The 22,472-nt window shown below is 71.6% G+C and carries 11 protein-coding genes; 5 read left to right on the top strand and 6 right to left on the bottom strand.

Features of this window, described 5'->3' with window-relative positions:
• Window positions 1-4: 4 nt before the first annotated feature.
• The 3 genes from BC793_RS42360 to pgfA all read right to left on the bottom strand — a co-directional run bounded on the left by BC793_RS42360 (window position 5) and on the right by pgfA (window position 4,936).
• The gene (locus tag BC793_RS42360; RefSeq protein ID WP_109602275.1) at window positions 5-1,540 is read right to left on the bottom strand and encodes a peroxidase family protein; all 1,536 of its coding nucleotides are present in this window, start codon (window positions 1,538-1,540) and stop codon (window positions 5-7) included.
• 132 nt (window positions 1,541-1,672) lie between these two features.
• On the bottom strand, window positions 1,673-3,556 hold the full coding sequence (locus BC793_RS42355) for a hypothetical protein (protein ID WP_109602274.1): 1,884 nt from the start codon (window positions 3,554-3,556) through the stop codon (window positions 1,673-1,675).
• Window positions 3,557-3,829: 273 nt separating this feature from the next.
• The gene (gene pgfA, locus BC793_RS42350; protein WP_158319543.1) at window positions 3,830-4,936 is read right to left on the bottom strand and encodes a cell envelope lipid trafficking protein PgfA; all 1,107 of its coding nucleotides are present in this window, start codon (window positions 4,934-4,936) and stop codon (window positions 3,830-3,832) included.
• Between the two features lie 110 nt (window positions 4,937-5,046).
• Between pgfA and BC793_RS42345 the strand changes: the two genes are divergently transcribed.
• Window positions 5,047-6,246, top strand: a complete 1,200-nt coding sequence (locus tag BC793_RS42345; protein WP_109602272.1) for an acyltransferase family protein — start codon at window positions 5,047-5,049, stop codon at window positions 6,244-6,246.
• Here the strand turns inward: BC793_RS42345 and BC793_RS42340 are convergent.
• Window positions 6,156-10,379 (bottom strand): alpha-(1->3)-arabinofuranosyltransferase, encoded by a 4,224-nt coding sequence (locus BC793_RS42340; protein ID WP_158319542.1) that lies wholly within the window; start codon window positions 10,377-10,379, stop codon window positions 6,156-6,158. The two genes, BC793_RS42345 and BC793_RS42340, sit on opposite strands and share 91 nt — an antisense overlap.
• Before the next feature lie 157 nt (window positions 10,380-10,536).
• Here BC793_RS42340 and BC793_RS42335 point away from each other — a divergent pair, with 157 nt between their 5' ends.
• A complete protein-coding gene (locus BC793_RS42335) occupies window positions 10,537-11,733 on the top strand; it encodes a glycosyltransferase family 4 protein (protein ID WP_109602270.1) in 1,197 nt (398 codons plus the stop codon).
• Here the strand turns inward: BC793_RS42335 and BC793_RS49985 are convergent.
• Window positions 11,718-11,879 carry a hypothetical protein gene (locus BC793_RS49985; protein ID WP_158319541.1) on the bottom strand — a complete coding sequence of 54 codons (162 nt, stop codon included), beginning with the start codon at window positions 11,877-11,879 and terminating at the stop codon, window positions 11,718-11,720. The genes BC793_RS42335 and BC793_RS49985 overlap by 16 nt on opposite strands.
• Window positions 11,880-11,923: 44 nt before the next feature.
• Window positions 11,924-13,438 (bottom strand): MmpA family trehalose lipid delivery protein, encoded by a 1,515-nt coding sequence (locus tag BC793_RS42330; RefSeq protein ID WP_487246609.1) that lies wholly within the window; start codon window positions 13,436-13,438, stop codon window positions 11,924-11,926.
• Between the two features lie 103 nt (window positions 13,439-13,541).
• Here BC793_RS42330 and BC793_RS42325 point away from each other — a divergent pair, with 103 nt between their 5' ends.
• From BC793_RS42325 to BC793_RS52015, 3 genes are all read left to right on the top strand, one after another.
• Entirely contained in the window at window positions 13,542-14,756 is a 1,215-nt protein-coding gene (locus tag BC793_RS42325; RefSeq protein WP_203896584.1) for an MATE family efflux transporter, read from the top strand.
• Between the two features lie 30 nt (window positions 14,757-14,786).
• Window positions 14,787-17,264 (top strand): DUF5005 domain-containing protein, encoded by a 2,478-nt coding sequence (locus BC793_RS42320; protein ID WP_109602268.1) that lies wholly within the window; start codon window positions 14,787-14,789, stop codon window positions 17,262-17,264.
• 127 nt (window positions 17,265-17,391) lie between these two features.
• Window positions 17,392-22,227: a molybdopterin-dependent oxidoreductase gene (locus BC793_RS52015; RefSeq protein ID WP_109602293.1), complete on the top strand. Its 4,836-nt coding sequence runs from the start codon at window positions 17,392-17,394 to the stop codon at window positions 22,225-22,227.
• Window positions 22,228-22,472 lie beyond the last annotated feature (245 nt).

Raw genomic sequence — 22,472 nt, 5'->3', positions numbered from 1 at the left:
CCGATCAGAGACCGAGAGCGAACCTGATCAGGTCCCCGATCCGGAACTGTCCGGTGGCCGGGGCGATCGGGGCGGCCGGGCGGAAGCCCGGATTGACCGAGAGATAGCTGCTCTTGTCGGCGTCGAGGATGCCCAGGATGACCTCGGTGACGATCCGGCCGCCGACCGGGCCGAGGCGCTCGCCGGCGTGGGTCAGCTCGGCCTCCTTGAGGATGTAGAACCAGAGCGGCGCCTTGCCGTTCCATCCGGCGTTCGCCGGGTCGGGGAGGCCGAGCTGGGCGTTGGTGAGCGGGGTGACCCCCATCCGCGTGGCGACGTCCTGGCCGGCGGGCAGGCCGAGGCGGCTGCCGCGGATCAGGTTGCGTTCGGCCAGCGACGGCGTGCCGTCGTCGACGACCGTGGTGGGCAGGTTGAAGAGCGGCAACGAGAGCTTCCCGTCGATGCGGCGGGACGCGTTGCGCGGCGCCGCCGGCTTTCCGGGTACGTCGAAGAAGTGCCACCAGTCGATCTCGAGGCGGGCCGGCAGTGGCCGGTTGCCCCGCAGGTCACCGCCCGGCTGGCCGAAGATCGCGGCCGCCGAGGTCTGCCCGTTGCGCTGGTTCATCAGGTATCCGGCCCGCACCATGCTGTGCCCGAACCGGTAGGCGGCCACCGAGTACTCGATCGGCATCATCGGCCGGTGCGGGTTCTTGGGCTTGTAGAACTCCCGCTTGACCTTGCCCTTGTTGTCCAGGAACCGGCCGATGACCTCCGGCCCGGCGATCCTCTCCAGGAAGTCGTGCACGATGATCCACTGGAAGTGCCAGCGGGTGATCCGCTGCGCCTCCGCCAGGCTGGTCGCCAGGCCGGTCGCCAGGATGCGGTTGTGGAACTTCGCGAACGCCAGGTGGAGCTGCGCGACGATCAGGTTCTCGTCGTTGCGGGCGTCGCCGATGATCGCGGTGCCGTCGTCGCGGCGGGGCAGGTCGTCGACGCCGTCGGCATTGCGGACGATCTTCATCCGGGTGCGGTCGGCCTCGTACAGGCCGGGGTCCACGGCCGGGCCCCGGCCGTAGAGGGAGCCGAGGTCGAAGAGCGGCGTGTCGAAGTTGGTCAGCGCCAGCGGGTCGGCCTGCGCGTCGGCCAGCGGCGTCCGGTCGAGGGTCATGTCGTGGTCGATGAACTGCCCGAGGAACGTGAAACCGGCCGGGATCCGCGAGTTGTCGAGGTCGGCCGGGTTCGGCGTGTTGGGCTCGCCCATCTGCACGGCGAGCGAGCGGAGCAGGTCGTCCGGCGGCTGGTACGCGTCGGCCTGCTTGAACATGATGCCGAAGCGGCCCTCCTTGTCCCGGCCGGCCTTGACCGCGATCTCGCTGCCCCGATTGGCGGCGACGGCGTGTTTCCAGTCGACGGGCACGGCGCCCGGGGCGGCGGCGTGGGCGGGCGTGGCGGCGGCCTGGGCGGGCGTGGCGATCCCGGCGGCAGCGGTGGTGCCAACCGTCGCCGCGACGGCGGCGGTGCCGGCGAGCAGGGTGCGCCGTTCGATGTTCGTGTCAGCCATGGTCGCTGAAGGTAGTCAGATACCTGGATCATTGCGACATCGTGGTACACGATCGGATGGATGGTCTAAACCGTCGCGGGAACAGTCCGAAACCGCCCGCGCCGGATGCCGTTGAGTACGTGGGCGGGCCGCTCACGACGTCGTGGGCATGATCCTTCCGACGGTGATGTCCCGGGTGCACAGCCGTACCGCGGGATCGTGGACGGTGAGCTGCACCGCGTCGCCCGCGCCCTGCACCCGGAAGTAGATCTGGTTGAGCCCGCGGCGCACCTCGAACCGGTGTGACCCCTCGCCCAGCCGGAACGTCACCGTCGAGTCGCCCGAACTCAGGTATCCGACGTAGACCCACCACGGCCAGTCGGCGGCGGGGGCCCGCAACGGGATCCGGGCGGCGGTGCCGAATCCGGCCTGGTGGCCGCAGCCGTCGTCGGGGCCCGGGAGGATGTCGATGCCCTGCACCGTCGCCGGCCGGATCCGTCCGGTCTCGTCGAACATCGACGGTGCCTCGGTCTCGGTCACGAAGGTCGGCCGGAGCGGCGCCGCGCGGAAGAAGTGCGACTGGAGATTGTCCGGATAGAAGTAGCCGGCGACCACCTGGTACGGCACGGTGTCCTCGACCAGGTCGGTGCCGGGCACCATGGTGGCGAGTTCGGCCTGCGTCGTGTCCAGATAGGCCTTCGCGTGTTTCGTCTGCCAGTTGTCGTTGAACCGGGCGATGCTGGTCAGCGTGCCCATCGACACCGTCACCGCGGCGATCACCGCGGCGACCAGCCCCACCGCGTAGGCGCCCGGTTCCCGCAGCGCCGGCGGCACCGCCCACACCGCCGTGTCCTTCTCCGCCCGGTCGCGCAGCCCCAGCAGGGCGACGCCCACACACAGCGCCGCGACCACCACCGCCTCCGCCACGTACCGCGGGACCAGGGCGCCCAGGGTGCCGAGCGCACCGCCGAGACGGGTCACCACGAACAGGGTGGTGACCATGGCGACGTATGTGAACAGGAGCAACCAGGCCCGGCTCGCTGTCCGGCGGCTCCGCACGGTCACCACGACCAGGGTCAGCAACGCCGCCCAGGCCAGCCAGATGCCCAGGTCGGGCGTGGCGACCAGGGGCGGGCCGTCGCCGGCGTACTCCCAGACCCAGGGGCCGCCGAGCAGCCCGGGCACGAGGGTGGTCCCGATGAGGTCCACCACGAAGGTGACCACGCCGCTGGGCGAGCCGGGCTGCTGCAACTGCGGCCGGGGCAGCGACATGTAGTACGGAACGTAGGCGGCCGTGACCGCGGCCAGTGCCAGCCAGCCGACCCAGAACCGGCGGATCGCCGACCAGATGCTCGCGAACGTGCGCCCGGTGCTCAGCAGGAAGACCGCGAACAGGAACACCAGCGGAATGATCAGCAGTGCCTTGGTGTCGAAGGCCAGGCCGAACAGCACCGCCAGCACCAGGGTGATCGCGTGGCGATGACGACCGGTACGCGCATACCGCACCTGCGCCCCGAGGGCGACGACCATGGCCAGCTGCACCGGCAGCATCAGCAGGCCGACCATCCACAGCGAACTGACCTCCAGGGTCAGCGGGCTGAAAAGGAACATGCACAGGGGAACGAGCAGCGCCCATCCCGGGCGCAGCAGGGAACGCAACAGCCGGTAGAAGGCCACACTGACCGCGGCCTGCCCGACGACGAGCAGCAGCAGCCAGGGCCACCCCTCGAAGCCGTCGACCCGTACGAGCAGCCAGGCCACCAGCAGACCGCCCGGCATCAGGTGGTCGTTGAAGACACCGAGCAGGAAGTCGGGGGTCAGTCCGGTGTCGATCGCCCGGTTGGCGATCACGAACTCGTCCTGGGAGAACCAGCCCCGGTCGGCGATGGCCGCCCGCCATGCCACCGACGCCACGATCAGTGCGATCGCCACCGCCCGGACCGGATCCGCCTTCGCCCAGCGGGCGAGTCGGCCGGGTTCCTCCGACACCGGTTCCTCGGTGGAACGTTCAGCCACTCGGGGCTCTGGCTTGGACATGATCGATAGAGTGCCACACCTCGATGACCAGTAGTGACCCGAGTCAGTGGCCGTTCGGATGGTGCCAGAGACACGTCGGACGGTCAGCCGCCGATCCGCCGGACTCGTTTGTGGAGAGAAGGTACCGGCACTTGTTCGTAGGTGTCCGAATGGGACAGCGGCCGTCGGCCGTACGACCGGCGGCGATGGACGAACGCGACCTGGCCGGCCATGGCAAAAGGCCCGCATTCCCAGTGATGGGGAATGCGGGCCTTTCAGCTGGAACCGAAGCGGTCAGCTCGTTGACTTGCTGCTCTCGCTGTCCGCGCCGACCTGGGTGACCGGCTCGGTGATCTCCTCGTGCTTACCGCCCGCCGCGTGCTTCGCCGGCACGGCCCGGCGGCCGGTGGTGACCATCCACAGACCGGCGATCAGCAGGAGCGCGCCGAGCACCGCGGCACCGATCGGCAGGTAGCGGCTGATCAGCAGAACCTGCGACTTGTTGGCACCCGCCGACTCGACGCTGTTGGTGACGGTCTGGTCGGTGTACGCGAACACGGCGTCGAGCAGATCGGTGGGCTGCCCGACGTTCGGGACCAGCTTCTTGCTCTGCTGCTCCTGGACCTTGACGAAGGTGCCGCTGACCGGCTCCACCCAGATGGTGCGGGTGTTGGCGTAGGTGACCTGGCCGCTGGTGGCGTCCGGGGTCGCGAACGCGCTGAGCAGCGACTTGATCCGGTCCTCCGAGAACGCCAGCGGCGTCGTCGGGATGACCTGCTCGAACTTGTAGGTCTCCAGGCCCTGGATGTCCTCGGTGCCCTTGTATTCGATCGGGAGCGCCTTCTTCAGGTCCCGGTCGAAGTACTGGTAGGTCGTCTGCTCGGTCCCGAACGGGAACTTGTAGAGCTGACCGGTGAAGGACACCTTGGCGGGGGTCGCGGGCTTCGCCACGTCCTCGAGTTCCTGACCGGGCCACTCGACCGCGCCCGCGGTCTTCCGGTCCAGGGCCAGCCGCGCCTGGTACTTGTTGATGTCCTTGCCCTGCTCGACCCACTTCACGGTGCCATTGGCGCGCCAGATGACCGTATTGTCGTCGATCGTTCCGCTTTCGAGCTCCAGGTCGGTGGTGTCCATCAGAGTATTGATCTCCGTGGTCGACTGGAGCGTACCCGTCTCGATCTTGACGATCGGGGTTTCGCCACCCTCGGTGAAGAGGAAGCGTGCGTTCTTCGCTTCGGCCACGCTCGGCTTCAAGCAGTCCTCGGTGACCCCCGGCGCGCACGATCGGAGGTCATAGGGCAGCCGGGCCGCCGACGGCGCCACGTAGAACGCCACCCCCGCGGCCAGCACCACCGCGAAGAAGCCGATGCCGAACAGCACGGCACCCAGACGAGCTTTCACTGATCCTCCCATTCAGACGGCCGACTGCTATCCCTTAAGAGTGAGCCCGTCGCCGATAATGACCGGAGGTTACTCGTCGGTTACATGGTTACGGAACCCTTGGACGGCACATGTCTGCACCGATTTCAACGCCCACCCTGCACCGCGTCCCGGCCCTCGACGCAGTCCGCGTGATCGGCTCGGTGGCCGTCGTCGGACATCATGTCGGTTTCGCGACCGGCGTGAACACCTCCGGCGGTGACTGGGCCGGCTGGCTCTCCCGCCTGGACGCCGGTGTGGCGGTGTTCTTCGTGCTCTCCGGCTTCCTGCTGTTCCGTCCGTGGGTCCATGCGAAAGCGACCGGGAAGGCAGCTCCGGACCCGGCCAGATATCTCTGGCGCCGGGCCATGCGTATCCTGCCGGCCTACTGGGTGGCCGTGGTGGTCTGCCTGTTCGTCCTGCCCCGCAACGCGGACGTCACCAACGCCGACTGGATCCGGCACCTCACGTTCACCCAGATCTACGAGGCCGGAAATCTCAAGCACGGCCTGAGCCAGACCTGGAGCCTCGCCACCGAGGTGGTCTTCTACCTGCTGCTCCCGGTGTTCGCGACGTTCCTGATGTCCGGTCGCCACCGGTCCGGCCGTCCGTGGACGATCGTGGGCGTCTCGGTGCTGATCACGGCCGCCTGGGTCGGCCTGATCGCCGGTGGGGTGCTCACCCCGACGCCGCACACGATGTGGCTGCCCGCCTATGCCCTGTGGTTCGGCGCCGGCATGCTGCTCGCCGCCGTGCACGTCGGGCTGCGCGACGGCCGGATGCCGCGCTGGGGCTTCCTGGACGCCATGGCCGCGGCCCCGCTGGCCTGCTGGGCGGCGGCCGTGGCGGTCTTCGCCATCTCCACCACCCCGGTCGGCGGGCCGAACGGCCTGGAGGAGCCGACCGCCGGTGAGTTCGCCGCCAAGCTGGTTCTCTACACGCTGCTCGCGGTCCTGATCGTGGTACCGCTCGCCTTCGGCCCGGAGACCAGGACGAAGCTGGCGCTCGGCGGCGGCACGGTCAAGTGGCTCGGTGCGGTCTCCTACGGCCTGTTCCTGTGGCATCCCTTCGTGATCGAGTCGATCTACTGGGTCACCGGCCGGCCCGAATTCTCGGGTTCCTTCCTCTGGACCTTCGTCATCACCCTCGGCGGCGGGCTGGTGCTCGCCGCCGTCTGCTACTACCTGATCGAGAGCCCCTGTCAGCGCTTCAGCCAGCGCTGGCCGCGGACGCCCCGGCCGGGCAGCACCGAGAGCCAGAGCAGGACCGCGCAGGCCAGCGCGGTCAGCTGAGGCAGCGCAGCGGTGTGCCCGCCGATGCGCATCGACAGCCAGGCGGCGAGCGCGAAGAACACCACCGGCAGCAACCAGTCGGCGAGCAGGCTGAGCCGGCTGAGCCGCCTGCGGTCGTACGTTCCGAAGTACGGCCGCAGCGCCCGCAGGACCAGGATGGCGGCCGCCATGATCAGCGTCAGGCCGACGGCCGCGCTGCCACCGGCCAGCAGCAGCGCGATGCCGCCGAACAGCGCCGGCACGAGCAGGTGCCGGCGGCCGCGGACACCGGCCGGGGCGGTCGCGGCCGGCCCGCGGGAACCGGGCAGACGGCTGGAGCCGGCCAGCACCGCCACCACCGCGACCCCGGTGAGCAGCAGCGCACCGCCGCTGATCGCCGTGGTGTAGATCCGGTCCGGCCCGAACCGGAGCACCACCTCGCCGGACGCGCCCTCCGGCACCAGCCACGCCTGCTGCCAGCCGTCCACCTTGACGACCGGCAGTTCCTCGCCGCCGATGGTCGCGGACCAGCCCAGGTTGGCGTTCTCCCGCAGCGCCAGGACCCGCCGGCCGGCGTACGGCTCCAGATGCAGCCGCCGCAGGGTGGCGTTCCACGCGTCGACCCGGACCGGAACCTTGACCGAGGTCGTCGCGGTGGGATAGCTGACCGGGTCGACCCCCTGCCGCGTTCCGGTGGTGACCGGTGTGGCGCCGCGCGGGGTGAGGGTCACCTGCGCCGGTACGGCCACGGCCGACGCGGTCGCCACCAGGTGGGCCTCGCCCGCGCCGATCGGCAGCGCCTTCCGGGCGTCGGTGCCGCAGACGAGTGCGTCCACCTCGCGTAGCTGCAGCAGGTCGCGCCGGCTGGCCACCAGTGAGGTCTGCCGGATCGACCCGTCGACGGAGATCCGCGGTCCACTGCCGCAGCCCAGGTCGACCTTGGCGGCCGCCGCGTTCAGCACGGGCTCCTGGTCGGGCAGGGCGGTGAGCTCGCTGACGGCGACGGGCAGCGTGCGCTGCGAGTTGCGGTACGGGTCGTAGCTGCCCGCCGGCAGCGAGTCGGAGATCAGCACGGTGAGTTCGCTGGTGTTCATCGGCGGCGTGAAGGCGAGGATCCCGTCGGCGTTCAGGAACCCGGTCCGGATGTCACCGGTACCGATCACGGTCACCTTCAGCGGCTGGGCCGCGGCCGTCCCCGGGGTGAGGGTCAGCCGGACCCCGGAGACCTCCCGCCGGGCCGGCCAGACCAGGCGCAGCCAAGGCTCCCGGTCCTCGTCGGCGGCGTGCCAGGCGGTGCCGGGATCGCCGTCGGCGACCGCGCCGGGCCGGGTGGCCGGTTCCGGCACGCCGATGCTGGACGCGGTGACGGTCGGGCGGATCCCGCGGGTGACCGAGGCCTTGCCGCCCGCGTCGAGCAGCGCGTTGAGCGCCGATCCGGGGCGGGGCCGGGCCCGGACGGCCACGTCGTAGTCCGCGGCGACAGGCTGGGTGGTGGCCCGGTTGATCTCGGTGCCGTCCTCGGAGGCGCGGGCCAGGTCGGCGTTGCAGGCGACCCGGCCGTCCTCGCCGAAGTAGCACGCGGGCACGGCCGGGGCCGCGGTGAACACCATGGTCGGCGCCGTGCCGGCGATCGGTGTGGCGGGCACCCGCAGGGTCCGTTCCGCGCTCACCCCGGGGAACGCCAGTTCGGTGATGCCGACCCCGCCGAAACCGAGCCGCCGGTCTAGTACCTCGTCGAACGAGATCCGGATCCGGTCGGTGGGCAGGGTGCGGCCCAGCGGGACGGTGGTCGTGATCTTCGTGTCGACCGCGCGGCTGACCGGCGGATGGCCGGCGGCGGTCACGGTGACCCTGGTCGGCATCGAGTCGGTGCCCTCGTCGAACCGGAGGCTCACCGAGCTGATCACCCGGGGGGCGTTGAACCGCACCTCGAACCACTGGTCGGTGGCGATGGTGCCGGGTGCCGACCGCCAGGAGGTGCCGGTGTCGCCGTCCATGGCGGCGTACGGCTGGTAGGCGGGACGGGCCCCGCTCAACGGCTGGGCGTCGGAGAAGGCGCTGGAGGCGGTGATCGAACTGATGCCCCGGTACTCGGCGACGGTCTCGTTGCCCTCGGCCCAGGCCGGCAGGTAGTCGCGGGCCGGAGCACCCAGAAGGGCCTGGTCGGTCGCCTGCATGGTGGCCGAGGCGCTGTCGTGGGACAGGCCGAAGGCGACCTCGCGGCGGCGCAGGCCGTCGGTCACGATGGCCGGACCGTCCGGGGTCGCGTCGGTCCGGTCTCCGGCGAGCACCGTCGGACCCTCCGGCAGCACTCCCGCGTTGGCGGCGGCCAGCACCGACTCCGGTCCGCCGACGACGGTGGTCAGGCCGGCCGCGTCGTACGCCACCACCGGCTCGGCCGCCTCCTCGACGGCCCAGATCTCCAGGGTGCGCATCTCGACGTCGAGCCCGTTGTCGATGTAGATGCCCGGTAGCCGGCCGCCGCCCACGTGCGGCCCGAAGGCCCGCACCGGCCGCAGACCGGGTGATCGGGACAGCGCCTGCCGGACGATGACCGGCTGGGTGGCGCCGGATCGGCCGTACGCCAGATCCGAGCGGAGCAGCAGGTAGCGCACACCGGACCGGCGCAGGTACTCGGCCAGCCCGGCGGAGCCGGAACCGCTGGTGAGGGTCTGCTCGATGGTGTCGAGCACCCGGATCGTCTCCGGCGGCGTCAGCGGGATCGAGCTGCGCACCCCCCACCGCTTGTCCAGGAGCGGCTGGGTGATCTCGTCGCTCGGGCTGCCCCACAGATAGCGGGGGAAACGGGAGCCGGGAACCACGAGGACGTGCTCCTGGTCCAGGTTCTTGTTGAGCCAGGCGGACGCCTCCCGCCAGTATCCGGGCACCTCCTGGAAGCTGCCCTGGGCCGCCAGTCCGCCGCCGAGTGCCGGTGCGGCGACACCGGCGACCGCGATCAGGGCGATGCCGCCGATCCCGGCGGCCCGCAGCTGGGCGAGCCGGAGCCGCGGGCGGGGGACGGTGGCGGCGGCCCGGCTGAACAGGGTCAGCAGGTGGGCCATCCCGAGGATCAGCGGCAGGCGCACCACCACGTCGAACTTGTGCACGTTGCGCAGCGGGGCGCCGGCCGCGTCCAGGAATGCCTGCTGCTTTTCCGGAAAGAGCCCGGAGACGCTGCCGATATGGCCCAGACCGACGAGGGCTAGCCCGCACAGCAGGCCGGTGATCAGGAACCAGCGGTGCGGCATGCCACGGCGGGCCAGCCCGGCGACACCCAGGCCGGCGACGACCAGGGTGGCCAGGATCAGGCCCTGTTCCGTGGCGATCCGCCAGGCGGCCGTCCACGGCGCCCCGAACGAGCTGGAGAGGTAGGCGTGCCAGTGCGACGCACCGCGCAGCACCGAGACCATGTCGGTCGGCGCCGTCGTCACGTTCGCGGTCTCGATGTAGTCCAGGAACGGCGGGCTGTAGCGGCCCAGCACGAGCAGTGGCCCCAGCCACCAGGCGGTGGCACAGGCGACCGCCACACCCCAGGCCAGCAGGGCCTTGACGCGCAGGCTGAACGGGCGCAGCCCGAGCAGCCACAGGCCGGCGAGCGGCACGACGGCCAGTACGGCGGTCGCGTTGACGCCACCGGCGCAGGCCACCGCGATCGCCGAGCGGGTCACCGCGCCGGCCAGCGGCCTGCCGTGCGCCAGGCCGACCAGGGGGATGAGCACCCAGGGGGCGACGGCGCTGGGCCACGCCTCGACGGAGATCGGGCCGAGTTCGGTGATCATCCGCGGGGAGAGCGCGAAGGCGACGCCGGCGAGGAGGCGGGTCCACGGCGAACCGATGCCGAGACGCTCGGCCAGCTTCACCACGCCGGTGCAGGCGACCGTCATGACGATCGACCACCAGAGCCGCTGGATCACCCAGGCGGGCAGCGCGATCGACTTGCCCGCCAGGAAGAAGGCGCCCATCGGCCAGAGGTAGCCGTACGCCTGGTTCTGGAGTTGCCCGAAGGTTCCGTTCGGGTCCCAGATGCTCAGGGACCGGCCCAGCCACCCGGCCGGATCGACCACGAGGTCGACCTTGGTATCGATGACGATCTGGCCGGGGTCCTGGAGAAACGCCAGCGCGGTCAAGCCGAGACAGACGGCGATGAGGCGCATCCGCCACACCGCGGCCGGTGCGACACCGCCCACGGGAGCTGGCCCGGACTCTGCCCGTGGGTGGCGCATTTTTCTCCCTGTTCCGCCATTGCGGTGTTACTGGACAACCCCATAGTGTGACGCGACCCGCGAATATTACTCGCTAGTAGAGGTGACTGTGGACGTACCGGCGGCCGGAACCCGGCAAGTCTTGTTCCTCAACTGGCGGGACACTCGCAACCCCCACGGTGGCGGATCAGAAGTCTACGTGGAGAAGATCGCCGCGGAACTGATCCGGCGGGGGCACCGGGCCACGCTCTTCTGCGCAGCTCACAGCGAGGCTCCCGCGGATGAGGTGACCGAGGCCGGGCTGCGGGTGCTGCGCCGCGGTGGGCGTCACACGGTCTATCTTCAGGCCGCGCTGCTCTATCTGATCGGCGTTCTCGGGTTCGGGCCGTTGAGCCGGCGGCATGGCGGCCGCCCCGACGTGATTGTCGACGTCGGTAACGGTTTGCCCTTCCTTTCCCCGCTCTGGGCCTTCTGTCCGGTGATCGCCCTTGTGCACCACGTGCACCGGGAGCAGTGGCCGGTGGTGCTGACTCCCAGGCTCGCCAGGATCGGCTGGTGGATCGAGTCGTGGCTGGCGCCCCGGGTGTATCGCCGGTGCCGGTACGTGACGGTCTCCGCGGCGTCCCGGGACGAGATGGCCGTGCTCGGCATCGACCCGGAACGGGTCACGATCATCCACAACGGGACGCCGGAGATGCGGCCCGCCGCGCCGGTGGCGCGCAGCGCCGAGCCGTCCCTGGTCGTGGTGGGCCGGCTGGTCCCGCACAAGCGGGTCGAGATGGCGCTGGACGCGGTGGCCGGCCTCGTCGGCGAGTTCCCCGGCCTGACCCTCACCGTGGCCGGGCAGGGCTGGTGGGAGGACGAACTCCGGGAGTACGCCGTCACCCTCGGGATCGCCGACCGGGTGCGGTTCGCCGGCTTCGTCAGCGACGAGGAGAAGCGGGTCCTGATGAGCGAGGCATGGGTCGCGCTGACCCCGTCGCTCAAGGAGGGCTGGGGCCTGACCATCGTCGAGGCCGGCGCGGTCGGTACGCCCAACATCGCGTTCCGGGGTGCCGGCGGTGTGGAGGAGTCCCTGGTCGACGGGCGGACCGGGCTGCTGGCCGACGATCCCGCCGACTTCACCGCCAAGGTGCGGCTACTGCTCGCCGACGATGCTCTGCGCGCCGAGATGGGCAGCGCGGCACGGGTGCACGCGGATCACTTCACGTGGCCGTCCGCGGGAGAGAAGTTCGCCGCGCTCGTGATGCGGCCGGTGATGGTCCCGGCGACAACGCCGGGACCACGCACTCACCTGGTTCCGTAGACGCCCGTCGTCAGGGTCGCCTCGTCGACACTGGCCGCGGCCTCGGTCGGCGAGCTGATCACGCTCGCCGCGAGAGCGGCCGTGCCGAGGATGCCCAGCGCGAGGGCCGCGACCCCGGCGACGACGAGCGGTAGGGTCTTGCGCATTCTTGACTCCTCCTGTGGACCATGTGCTCTGCGTGCGCGGGACGCTACCACGTAGTAACTTCCCTGCGAAGGGTGTTCTCGAACAGATCCAGGTCGGTCCCGTCGTGCACCAGCCGTAATCCGGTCAGAGAGGCACTCGGGATCGCGGGAGCCCCCACGACCCGTTGCACCACCACCCAGCGCACCCCCAGATCGGCCAGTGGGGCACCGGTTGTGAGAGCTTGCCGGACCGCGGCGGCCCGGCGGTCCTCGCCGCCGACCACGATCCGCCCGACCAGCAGCCGGTCGTCGGTCAGCACATCGGCGTCGAGATAACGCGGCAGCGGATCGAGCACGGTCCGACCGTGGTTCCACGGATAACTGTGATAGGCGGCGAGCGGCAGTGACACCACCGGACCGGGATCGGCGGCCACCAGGCGGGCCACCACCGCGAAGTCGGCGGGATAGGCCACCGGCCGCAACCGGTTCCCGGCGCCGAACGCCAGATCCGGCTGCAACGCCACCGGCAGCAGCAGCGCGGCACCCAGCACCACCCGGCCGGTCGCGCGGTCCGCGATCCGGGCCGCGGCACGTTCCGCGCCGAGCGCCGTCCCGAGACAGAGCAGAAGGGTGTACGGCATGACGAACTTCTGCCCGTCCCGGAGCAACCCGGCCCCGGGCACCGTCATGACCAGCCACTCCAGGAGATCCCGCACGCCGGGAACCACCCCGAGCAGGGCTGTCGCGAGCCCGCCCGCAGCCAGCACCGTCAGCCGCGTGGCGGTCCCGGCCGGCCAGCGTCGCCACAGCTCGTGCAGGCCGAACCCGGCGAGCGCCAGCACCACCAGCGTCCCCAGCGGGGCCAGCACCGACGCCCGGCTCGGCAGCACCGTCTGTGCGTTCCACGTCCCACCGGTGCCGAGCAGTGCGCCGAGCGCCCCGGTCCAGTCGTTGCCGCGGGCGGCGAACGCGGCCACCCCGTCCGGGTCGCTGCGCCCGTCCGCGTCGGTCAGCGCGGCCGCCAGCAGCCACGGGGAGTTGAGTAGCAGGGTCACCCCGGCCGCGAGCCAGGACGACGTCAGCACCACGACCGTGGCCAGCGCGATCAGGCCGCCGGTCGGCGTGACCGCGGCGAGCGCGGCCCAGCCCGCCAGCGGCAGCAGCGCGCGGCGATCCCCGGCACGCACCCGCAGCGCGGCGGCGGCCAGCCAGGGCAGCGCGGCGTACGCCAGCAGCAGACCCCACTGCCCGAGCAGCAGCCGTTCGGCGAGGTACGGCGCCCATGCGTAGGCGACCGCCGCGACCAGCCGGGTGCCGGTCCGCTCAGCCGGGACCAGACGGCCCGCGCCGAGGGCGGCGAGCAGCAGGATCGCGGCCAGGAGCAGCCGCTGGAGCAGCCAGCCCGGTACGACCTGGGTGGCCAGCGAGACCAGCGCGTCCAGGGGAACCGCCCGGGGCAGGGTCGCCGACGGCAGGACGAGGTCCCAGCGCAGCGGCTGCCGCGGCACGAACACCATGTCGTAGGAGAGCACGTAGCCGGGCGCGGCCAGTGGAGCCAGCACGAGCACCATGACGAACAGCGCGGTGACCGGTAGGGCGAGCCGTCGCAGGACGAACCTCCTCTCCTCGGGTCGCTCCCCTAGTGTGATCCACGCATTTCAGCACGATGAAGCAGGGACGAGCATGGCGAAGCTGAGCAGTATCGGTACGGCGGGACTGGCGGTCACCGTCGCCGGTGTGCTTGCCAACGGGCTGGCGTACATCGTGCCGGTGGTCGGCGCACGCCGGCTGACCGCGGCCGACTTCAGTGTGCTCGCCACCCTCCTGGCGATGACCGCGATCGTCGGGGTGGCCAGCACCGGCCTGCAGATCGCGGTGGCCGTGCACCGGGCCCGTAACGGACCGTCCCCGGCCGGCCGTTCCACTGTGCTGACGATGGCGGCGGCGGCCGGCGCGCTGCTCCTGGTCATGCCGGTCGCGGTGGTCGTGCTGCGGCTGCCGGTGCCGGCGACGCTGCTGGCCGCGGTCTCCACGGTCGGTGTGGTCGCGGCCGGGCGCTGGCTGGGCGAGATGCAGGGCGACGAACGTTTCCTGCCGCTCGCGGCCGGGCTGGCCGTGGTGGCCGGCGGCCGGTACGGCGGGGTGGTGCTGGGACTGGCCGCCGGGGCGGGCCTGACCACCTCCCTGCTGATCGGTGCGGCGACGGCGATCCTCGCTCTGCCGGTGTTGCAGCTGCTGGCCCGGCGGCCCGGGACGCCCGTGCACGGCGAGTCGATCGCCGTGCACGCGGTCTTCACGGCGGGCGCCGCCACCCTCGCGACGCTCGTCGTCTCGTACGCCGATCTGCTGTTGTCCCGTCGTTTCCTGCCGCCGGACGCGTCGGGCGCCTACGCGGTCGGCACCGTGCTGACCAAGGGCGCACTGTGGGCGCCGCAGGTGGTGACGGTGCTGGCGCTGCCCCGGCTGGCGCAGGGCGACCGGCGGACGCTGCGCCTCGGTCTCCTGCTCGTCGGCGCCTGCGGTGCGTTCCTGGTGACCGCCGCCGCGCTGGCCGGTGGCCTGGCGTTCCGGCTGGCCGGTGGGCCGGACTACGCGGGCCTCGGCCGGTACGCTCCGGTCTTCGCGGCCACCGGCGCCTGCTACGGGCTGGTGTTCATGCTGATCAACGCCCAGGTGGCGGCGGGCGCCCGGTGGCCGTCGGCGCCGCTGTGGGTGGTCACCGCCCTGCTGGTCGCGGTGGTCTGGCTGGCCGTCCCGCACACGGTGGCCGGCATCGCCTGGAGCGCGTTCGGGGCGGCGGTGGCCGCCCTGACCGTGACAGGTGCGCTGGTAGCGGTACGACTCCGGACATCCGTTACCGAAAGGCAATCTGAAAGTGCGACCCTCAGCGTCGAATGACAGCGGACGGGGGTCTGGGCATTGCGTACGGTGACGCGTCGCGTCCTCATCGGCGGCGTCGCCGCCACACTGGTCGCCGGAGCGCTGGCGACGGCCGTGGCGAAGTCGGTCGATGTCGGCGACGAGGAGGGCAGGTTCTCGGCCGGTGACCTGACCACGATGTTCCAGGAGTACGGCGACACGTCCGGCACCTGGCTGGGCGCCGACCGGACCGCCTCGGTGGCACTGTCCGGCGGCCGGACGCTCTGGCTCTTCTCGGACACCTTCCTCGGCCGGCCCGGTCCGGACGGCTCCCGGCCCCGCAGTTCGGGGCTGATCAACAACTCGGCGATCGTCCAGCAGGACGGCCGGCTGGACCGGTTCCACTACGGCGGAGATCCGTCCGCCCCGGCCGCGCTGGTGCCGACCCCGGCCGCCGCCGAGTTCAACTGGATCGGTGACGCGGCGGTCGCCGGTGGCCGGGTGCAGGTGCTGGCGAACTCGTACCGCCGCTCCGGGGCCGGCCCCCTGGACCACAAGCTCACCGGGACGATGCTGGCCGAGTTCAGCGAGGGCAGCCTGACCCCCGGCCCGGTCCGGAAACTGCCGCTCGGTGACCGGATCTCCTGGGGATCCGAGGTGATGACCGAGGGCGGGCGCTACTACATCTACGGCACCGAGGGGTCCGGGGCGATGAAGTTCGCGCACGTGGCCCGGACGGCCGGTCCCGATCTGGGCGGTGCGTGGGAGTTCTGGAACGGCAGCGGCTGGTCCGCCGCCGAGAAGGACTCGGCACGACTGCTCAGCGGCGTGGGCACCAACTACGGGGTACGCCGGGTGGGCGACCAGTATGTGCTGGTCACCCACGAGAACAACCTGATCTTCAGCGCCGACTTCGTGGCGTACACCGCGGACTCCCCGACCGGGCCGTTCAGCGGGCCGCACTATCTGTTCCGCGCGCCCGAGGTCGCGCAGGGGCACATCGTCTACGACGCCGATCTGCACCTGGAGCTGTCGCGCAAGGGACGGCTGCTGGTGTCGTACAACGTCAACAACCTGGACGAGGCGGTCACCTACGCCGACGCCGGGGTGTACCGCCCCCGGTTCGCCGAGGTCGCCTGGCCGCCGGCCGGCTCGGCGCGGGGCCCGGCGGCGCCCGGCGGGCTCACCGCCGTCGCCGACGGTGCCGGCACGGCGAGCGTGGCCTGGCAACCGGTCGCCGGCCAGGACATCTCCTACCGGGTGTACCGACGCGACGTCACGGCCGGGCAGACCCATTTCGTACGCCTGCCCGGTGACGGTCCGGGCTCGGCCACGACCTATCGCACCGAATTCCTGACCAACGGCCACGACTACGAGTTCGCGGTCACCGCCGTCTCCGAGCGTGGCGAGAGCCCGCTGTCCCCGCCCGCCGGGATGCGGGCGACCGTGCCGCCACCGGACGCCCCCGGCACGGTCGAGGTCCGGGCGCTCTCCGACGGCCGGGTCACCGTGCGCTGGGGGGAGGTCCCGTTCGTCCAGTTGTTCCGGGTGTACCACCGGGACCTCACCGCCGGGCAGCGCAAACCCGAGGCGGCCGGCACCTATCCCGGAGTCAGCGCCACCATCGGCCCGCTGCGGCACGGCCACGAATACGAGATCACCGTCGTCGCGGTCGGCGGCGGCGGGGACAGCCCGCCGTCCGCGGGTGTCCGGGTCACACCGCGCGTGGCCCCACCGGCGGCACCCGGGCAGCCCGGCGCCGTGGCACGCGAGGACGGCTCCGTCCGTCTCACCTGGCCGTCCGTGGCACCCGGGCTGTCCTACCAGGTGTTCACCCGCGAGGCCGGCACCGGCGGCGACTGGGGCGTACCCGGACTCACCGACCGGACGACCTTCGACACCGCCCCGCTGCGGCACGGCCGCGAGTACGAGTTCGCCGTCGCCGCCGTCAACTCCGGCGGGGTGGGCGAGAAATCGCCGCCGGTACGGATGCGGGCGGTGGTGGCCGCGCCGGTCAAGGCGCCGACCCGGCTCGAGGTGGAGGTGGAGGTCGAATCGGGCACCGCGGAACTCACCTGGCGGTCCGCCGGTGCCGAGTGGTACCGCATCTTCCGCCGTGACGTGACCGCCGGGCAGAAGGAGTTCGTCCAGGAGGAGATCGCCGTCAAGGGCACCAGGGCGGTCGTGCACAACCTGGCCGACGGCCACGAGTACGAGTTCGCGGTCACCGCGGTCAACGACGGCGGTGTCGGGCCGCGCTCCGAGGTGGTCCGGGTCCGGCTCCCGTCCGTGGCGCCCACCGAGGTCACCGCCCGCAGCGACGAGCCCGGCACGGCCACGGTCGTCTGGACCGAGATTCGCCGCGGACTGACCTACCGGGTGCAACTGCGTGACGCGACCACCGGGGAGTCGTGGCGGACCGACCCGTACCCGGTCACCGGAAACCGGTACCGGACCACCATGCTGCCCGGCGGCCGTCGCTACGAGTTCCGGCTCCAGCTGCCCGACGGCACCATGTCGGCGACGGCCACCACCACCATCCGATGACCCCCGCCACTCACAACGGCCGGGCGGGGGAGGTGACCTTCGGGTAATCGGCGACGCACCTTCAAGTGACCACGTGGAAACCGGGCCTTTCTAGGTTTGGTGGCGAGCTGAACGTGAAGGGGTGTCCGTGGCTGCCGATGTCACCGGAGTGCGAACCGTGTGCGGATACTGCGGCGTCGGCTGTGGGATGGTGCTCGACGTCGCGCGCCAGGACGACGGCCTGCTGAAGGTGATCAAGGTGAGCGGGGACCGGGACCACCCGGCCAACGCGGGACGCCTGTGCACCAAGGGCGCCACCAGCGCCGACCTGCTCGCCGCGCCGGGCCGGCTGGACACCGCCCTGATCCGCGCCGACCGGGGGGCCACCCCGTCGCCGCGGGGCGTGGACGAGGCGATCAGCGAGACGGCCCGGCGCCTGCGCGCGATCATCGACGAGCACGGCCCGGACGCCTTCGCCATGTACGTCTCCGGACAGATGACCCTGGAGGCGCAGTACCTGGCGAACAAGCTGGTCAAGGGCTTCATCGGGACCAACAACATCGAATCCAACTCACGGCTGTGCATGGCCAGCGCCGGCACCGGATACAAACTGTCGCTCGGCGCCGACGGGCCACCCGGCTCCTACGACGACCTCGACCACGCCGACGTGTTCCTGGTGATCGGCTCGAACATGGCCGACTGCCACCCGATCCTCTTCCTGCGGATGATGGAACGGGTCAGGGCCGGGGCCCGGCTGATCGTCGTCGACCCGCGGCGTACCGCCACCGCCGAGAAGGCCGACCTCTTCCTGCAGATCCGGCCCGGCGCCGACCTGGCCCTGCTCAACGGCCTGCTGGGGTTGATCACGCCGGACCTGGACTTCATCGGGTCGTGGACCGAGGGCTGGGAGGCGATGCCCGGGTTCCTGGCCGACTATCCGCCGGACCGGGTCGCCGAGCTGACCGGGCTGGCCGAGGAGGACATCCGGACCGCGGCCGAGTGGATCGATGCGGCCGGGAACTGGGTCAGCCTGTGGACCATGGGCCTCAACCAGAGCACCCACGGCACCTGGAACACCAACGCCCTGATCAACCTGCACCTGGCGACCGGCGCGATCTGCCGTACCGGCAGCGGCCCGTTCTCGCTCACCGGCCAGCCCAACGCCATGGGCGGCCGCGAGATGGGCTACATGGGCCCGGGGCTGCCCGGTCAGCGGTCCGTGCTGGTTCCCGCCGACCGGGAGTTCACCGAGGCGGTCTGGGGCGTACCGGCCGGCACCCTGCGCACCGACGTCGGCAGGGGCACCGTCGACATGTTCGAGCAGATGGCCGCCGGGCGGATCAGGGCCTGCTGGATCATCTGCACCAACCCGGTCGCCTCGGTCGGCAACCGGCGAACCGTCATCGCCGGCCTCGAAGCCGCCGAACTGGTCGTCACCCAGGACGCGTTCGCCGAGACCGAGACCAACGCCTACGCCGACATCGCGCTGCCCGCGGCCATGTGGTCCGAGGCCGACGGCATCATGATCAATTCAGAGCGCAACCTCACCCTCGTCCACCCGGTGGTCCCGGCACCCGGCGAGGCGCTGCCCGACTGGCAGATCATCGCCCGCGTCGCGGCGGAGATGGGCTACCGCGAGGCCTTCACCTACGGTTGCGCCGAGGAGATCCTCGAAGAGATCAAGACCTTCACCAACCCGCAGACGGGGTACGACCTCCGCGGCATCACCTACCAGCGGCTGGCACAGGGCCCGGTCCAGTGGCCGGCCGCCCCCGGAGGCCCCGACCGGAACCCGGTCCGCTACCGCACCGACGACGGCGGCCTGCGTTTCGCCACACCCGGCGGCAGGGCCGTCTTCCACGCCCGTCCGCACACCGACCCCGCCGAGATGCCCGACGACGACTACCCGTTCGTCCTCAACACCGGCCGTCTCCAGCACCAGTGGCACACCATGACCAAGACCGGCAAGATCGCCAAGCTGAACCGGCTCAACCCGAAGCCGTTCCTCGAGATCAACGCCGTCGACGCCGAGCGGTACGAGATCACCGCCGGTGACCTGGTGGAGATCGCCTCCCGCCGCGGCCGGGCCGTACTGCCGGCCGTCGTCACCGACCGCGTCCTGCCGGGCACCTGCTTCGCACCGATCCACTGGAACGACCTGTTCGGCGAGTACGTCAGCGTCAACGCGGTGACCAGTGACGCGGTCGATCCGCTCTCCTTCCAGCCGGAACTGAAGGTGTGCGCGGTCGCCCTGACCCGCGTCGCCGCCGCCCCGGCGCCCGCCCCGACCGGCGCCGCACCCGGCGGCCCCTCCGCCGTCTTGCCCGGGGGCCAGTCCGCCGTCTTGCCCGGGGGCCAGTCCGCCGTCTCGCCCGGGGGCCTGCCCGCTCTGTCGTCCGGTGGGCCGTCCGCTCTGTCGTCCGTTTCCTCGTCCGACGGGCCTTCCGCTTCTTCGCCCGACGAGCCTGCCGTTTCTTCGTCTGGTGGGCTGTCCGTTTCTTCGGCCGACGGGCCTGCCGTTCCTTCGGCCGGTGGGCTGTCCCTCTCTTCGGCCGGTGGGTCCTCCCTCGCTGACGCCGTCTTCTCCGTCGAGGCGAACGCCTTGCTCGCGCGGCTCGGCCTCGACTCGGCGCCGCCCGTCCTCGACGAGGGCCAGCGGCGGTATCTCGCCGGGTTCCTCGCCGGTGCCACGCTGCGGCCCGGACCGGCGGCGCTGCCGGCGAACGCCCCGTTCGACCCGGACACGGCCATGTGGGTGAACGGGCTGCTCGCGGGCGTGCTTCCGGCCGTACCATCGCCGGGTCTCCTGCCCACCGTGGCGCCGGGCCTCCCGCCCGCCGTGGAGCCGCCGGCGGTCCGTCTCCAGGTGCTGTGGGCCTCGCAGACCGGCAACGCCGAGGATTTCGCGCGGGTCGTCGCCGGACGCCTCGCCGAGACCGGGCGCCCGGTGACCGTGCTCGGCATGGACGGCCCGGCCGCCGACCTGCTCGATCCCGGCGCGGACCTGCTCGTGGTGACCAGCACGTTCGGCGACGGCGACGCACCCGACAACGGGTCGACGTTCTGGGACTCGCTCGCCGGCGACACCGCACCCCGGCTCGACGGGCAGCGGTTCGCGGTCCTCGCCTTCGGCGACTCCAACTACGACGACTTCTGCGGACACGGCCGCCGCCTCGACGAACGCCTCGCCCAACTGGGCGCGGTCCGCCTCGCCCCGCGCGCCGACTGCGAGCCGGACTTCGAATCCACCGCCGACGGCTGGCTCTCCTCGGTCCTGACCGCCCTGGCCGACGCCCCAACAGCCCCTACCCCACCGCCCGCGGCACCCATTACGTCGCCTCCCTCGCCGCCTGCCTCGCCCCTTGCCCTGCCTTTCGCCGGTTCTGCGTCGCCTATCGCTGGTCTTGCCTCGTCATCTGCGCCGCTTGTTTCGCTTCCCGCTGGCCTGGCGCCGCCCGCTGCGTTGGGTGCATCCCCTCCCGTGCCGCTCCCGTCGCCGCCTGCACCCCTTGCGTCACCTGCGGGACCCTTTGCGTCGCCGACTGCACCCTTTGCGTCGCCGACTGCACCCTTTGCGTCGCCGACTGCACCTCTTGCGTCGCCTGCTGCACCTCTTGCGTCGCCAGCTGTACCCCTTGCGCCGCCGCCTGCACCTCTTGCGTCGCCTGCTGCACCTCTTGCGTCGCCCACGGCACCCTTTGCGTCGCCTGCTGTACCCCTTGCGTCCTCCGCTGCATCGGTTGCGTCGCCTGCCATGCCGCTTGCTTGGCCCGCTGCATCCGCTGCATCCGCTGCGTCGCCGGACGGAGCGCTTGTGGTGGCCGCGGCGCCCGATGTGTCCGCTCCGGTCGTGACCGCGCTCGCCGGGCCAACGAAGGCCGCGCCGCTGGCCGCGGCTCTCATCGGCAACCGGCTGCTCAGCCTGCCCGGCTCCGCCAAGGAGGTCCGGCGGTTCACGCTGGACACCGGCGGGATGCTCGACTACCAGGCCGGTGACGCGCTCGGCGTCTGGCCGGTCAACTGTCCCGAACTCGTCAGCGAATGGCTCACCGTCACCGGCCTGCCCGGCGACGCCGTCGTCGAGCTCGACCGGCTCGGGGCCCTGCCGCTCGCCGATGCGCTCAGCCGTCACCTCGACATCACCCGGGTCACCACCGACCTGCTCAGGTTCGTCGCCGAACGCAGCGGCTCCCCGCAGATCCGCACCCTGCTCCGCGCCGACAACAAGGGCGAACTCGCCAAATGGACGTGGGGCCGCCAGGCCGCCGACGTCATCGCCGAACACCCGGTCGACGCCACCGCCCAGGAATGGACCCGCGTCCTCAAGCGCCTCCAGCCCCGCCAATACTCGATCAGCTCCACCCCTCTCACCGATCCCGGCCTGGTCAGCCTCACCGTCTCGGTGGTCCGCTTCGACAACCACCGCGGCCGTCCCCGCAAGGGCGTCTGCTCCACCCACCTGGCCGACGCCCCCGCCGGCGCCGCCGTACCGGTCTACGTCCAGCGGGCCCCGCACTTCCGCCCACCGGCCGACCCCAACACCCCGATGATCATGGTGGGTCCGGGTACCGGCATCGCCCCGTTCCTCGGTTTCCTCCAGGAACGGCAGGTCACCGGCGCCCCCGGCGGCAACTGGCTCTTCTTCGGCGAGCAACGCAGCACCACCGACTTCTACTACGCCGAGGAGTTGGAGGCCCTCCGCGCCGACGGCATCCTCAGCCGGCTCGACGTGGCGTTCTCCCGGGACCAGCGATCCAAGATCTACGTGCAGGACCGCATGCGCGAGAAGGGCGCCATGCTCTGGGCGTGGCTCCAGGCCGGCGCCCACTTCTACGTCTGCGGAGACGCCAGCCGCATGGCCCGCGACGTCGACCGTGCCCTGCACGACATCGCCGTCAACCACGGCCGCCTCACCGCCGAGGCCGCCACCGCCTACCTGAAACAGCTGGCCACCGACAAGCGCTACGTCCGCGACGTCTACTGACCGGGCCCCGCGTCCGAGACGTCTACTGACCGGGCCCCGCGTCCGCGACGTCTACTGACCGGGCGCCGCGTCTGCGGCTTCCACTGAGCTGGCCCCGCGTCGCGGCGTGTCACTGCCTTGCCGGGCACGCCGGTTTGTGGCGGCGTCGATAGCCGGTGTCGTGTCTGTTGGCCGCTCGATCCCGCCCGGGGTGATCGGCCTGCCGCAGGTCGCCGACGGGCAGGTCGCCGACGGGCAGGTCGCCG

The organism is Actinoplanes xinjiangensis, assembly GCF_003148685.1.
GTDB lineage: Bacteria > Actinomycetota > Actinomycetes > Mycobacteriales > Micromonosporaceae > Actinoplanes > Actinoplanes xinjiangensis.
This window is presented reverse-complemented; position numbering and strand designations above follow the sequence as displayed.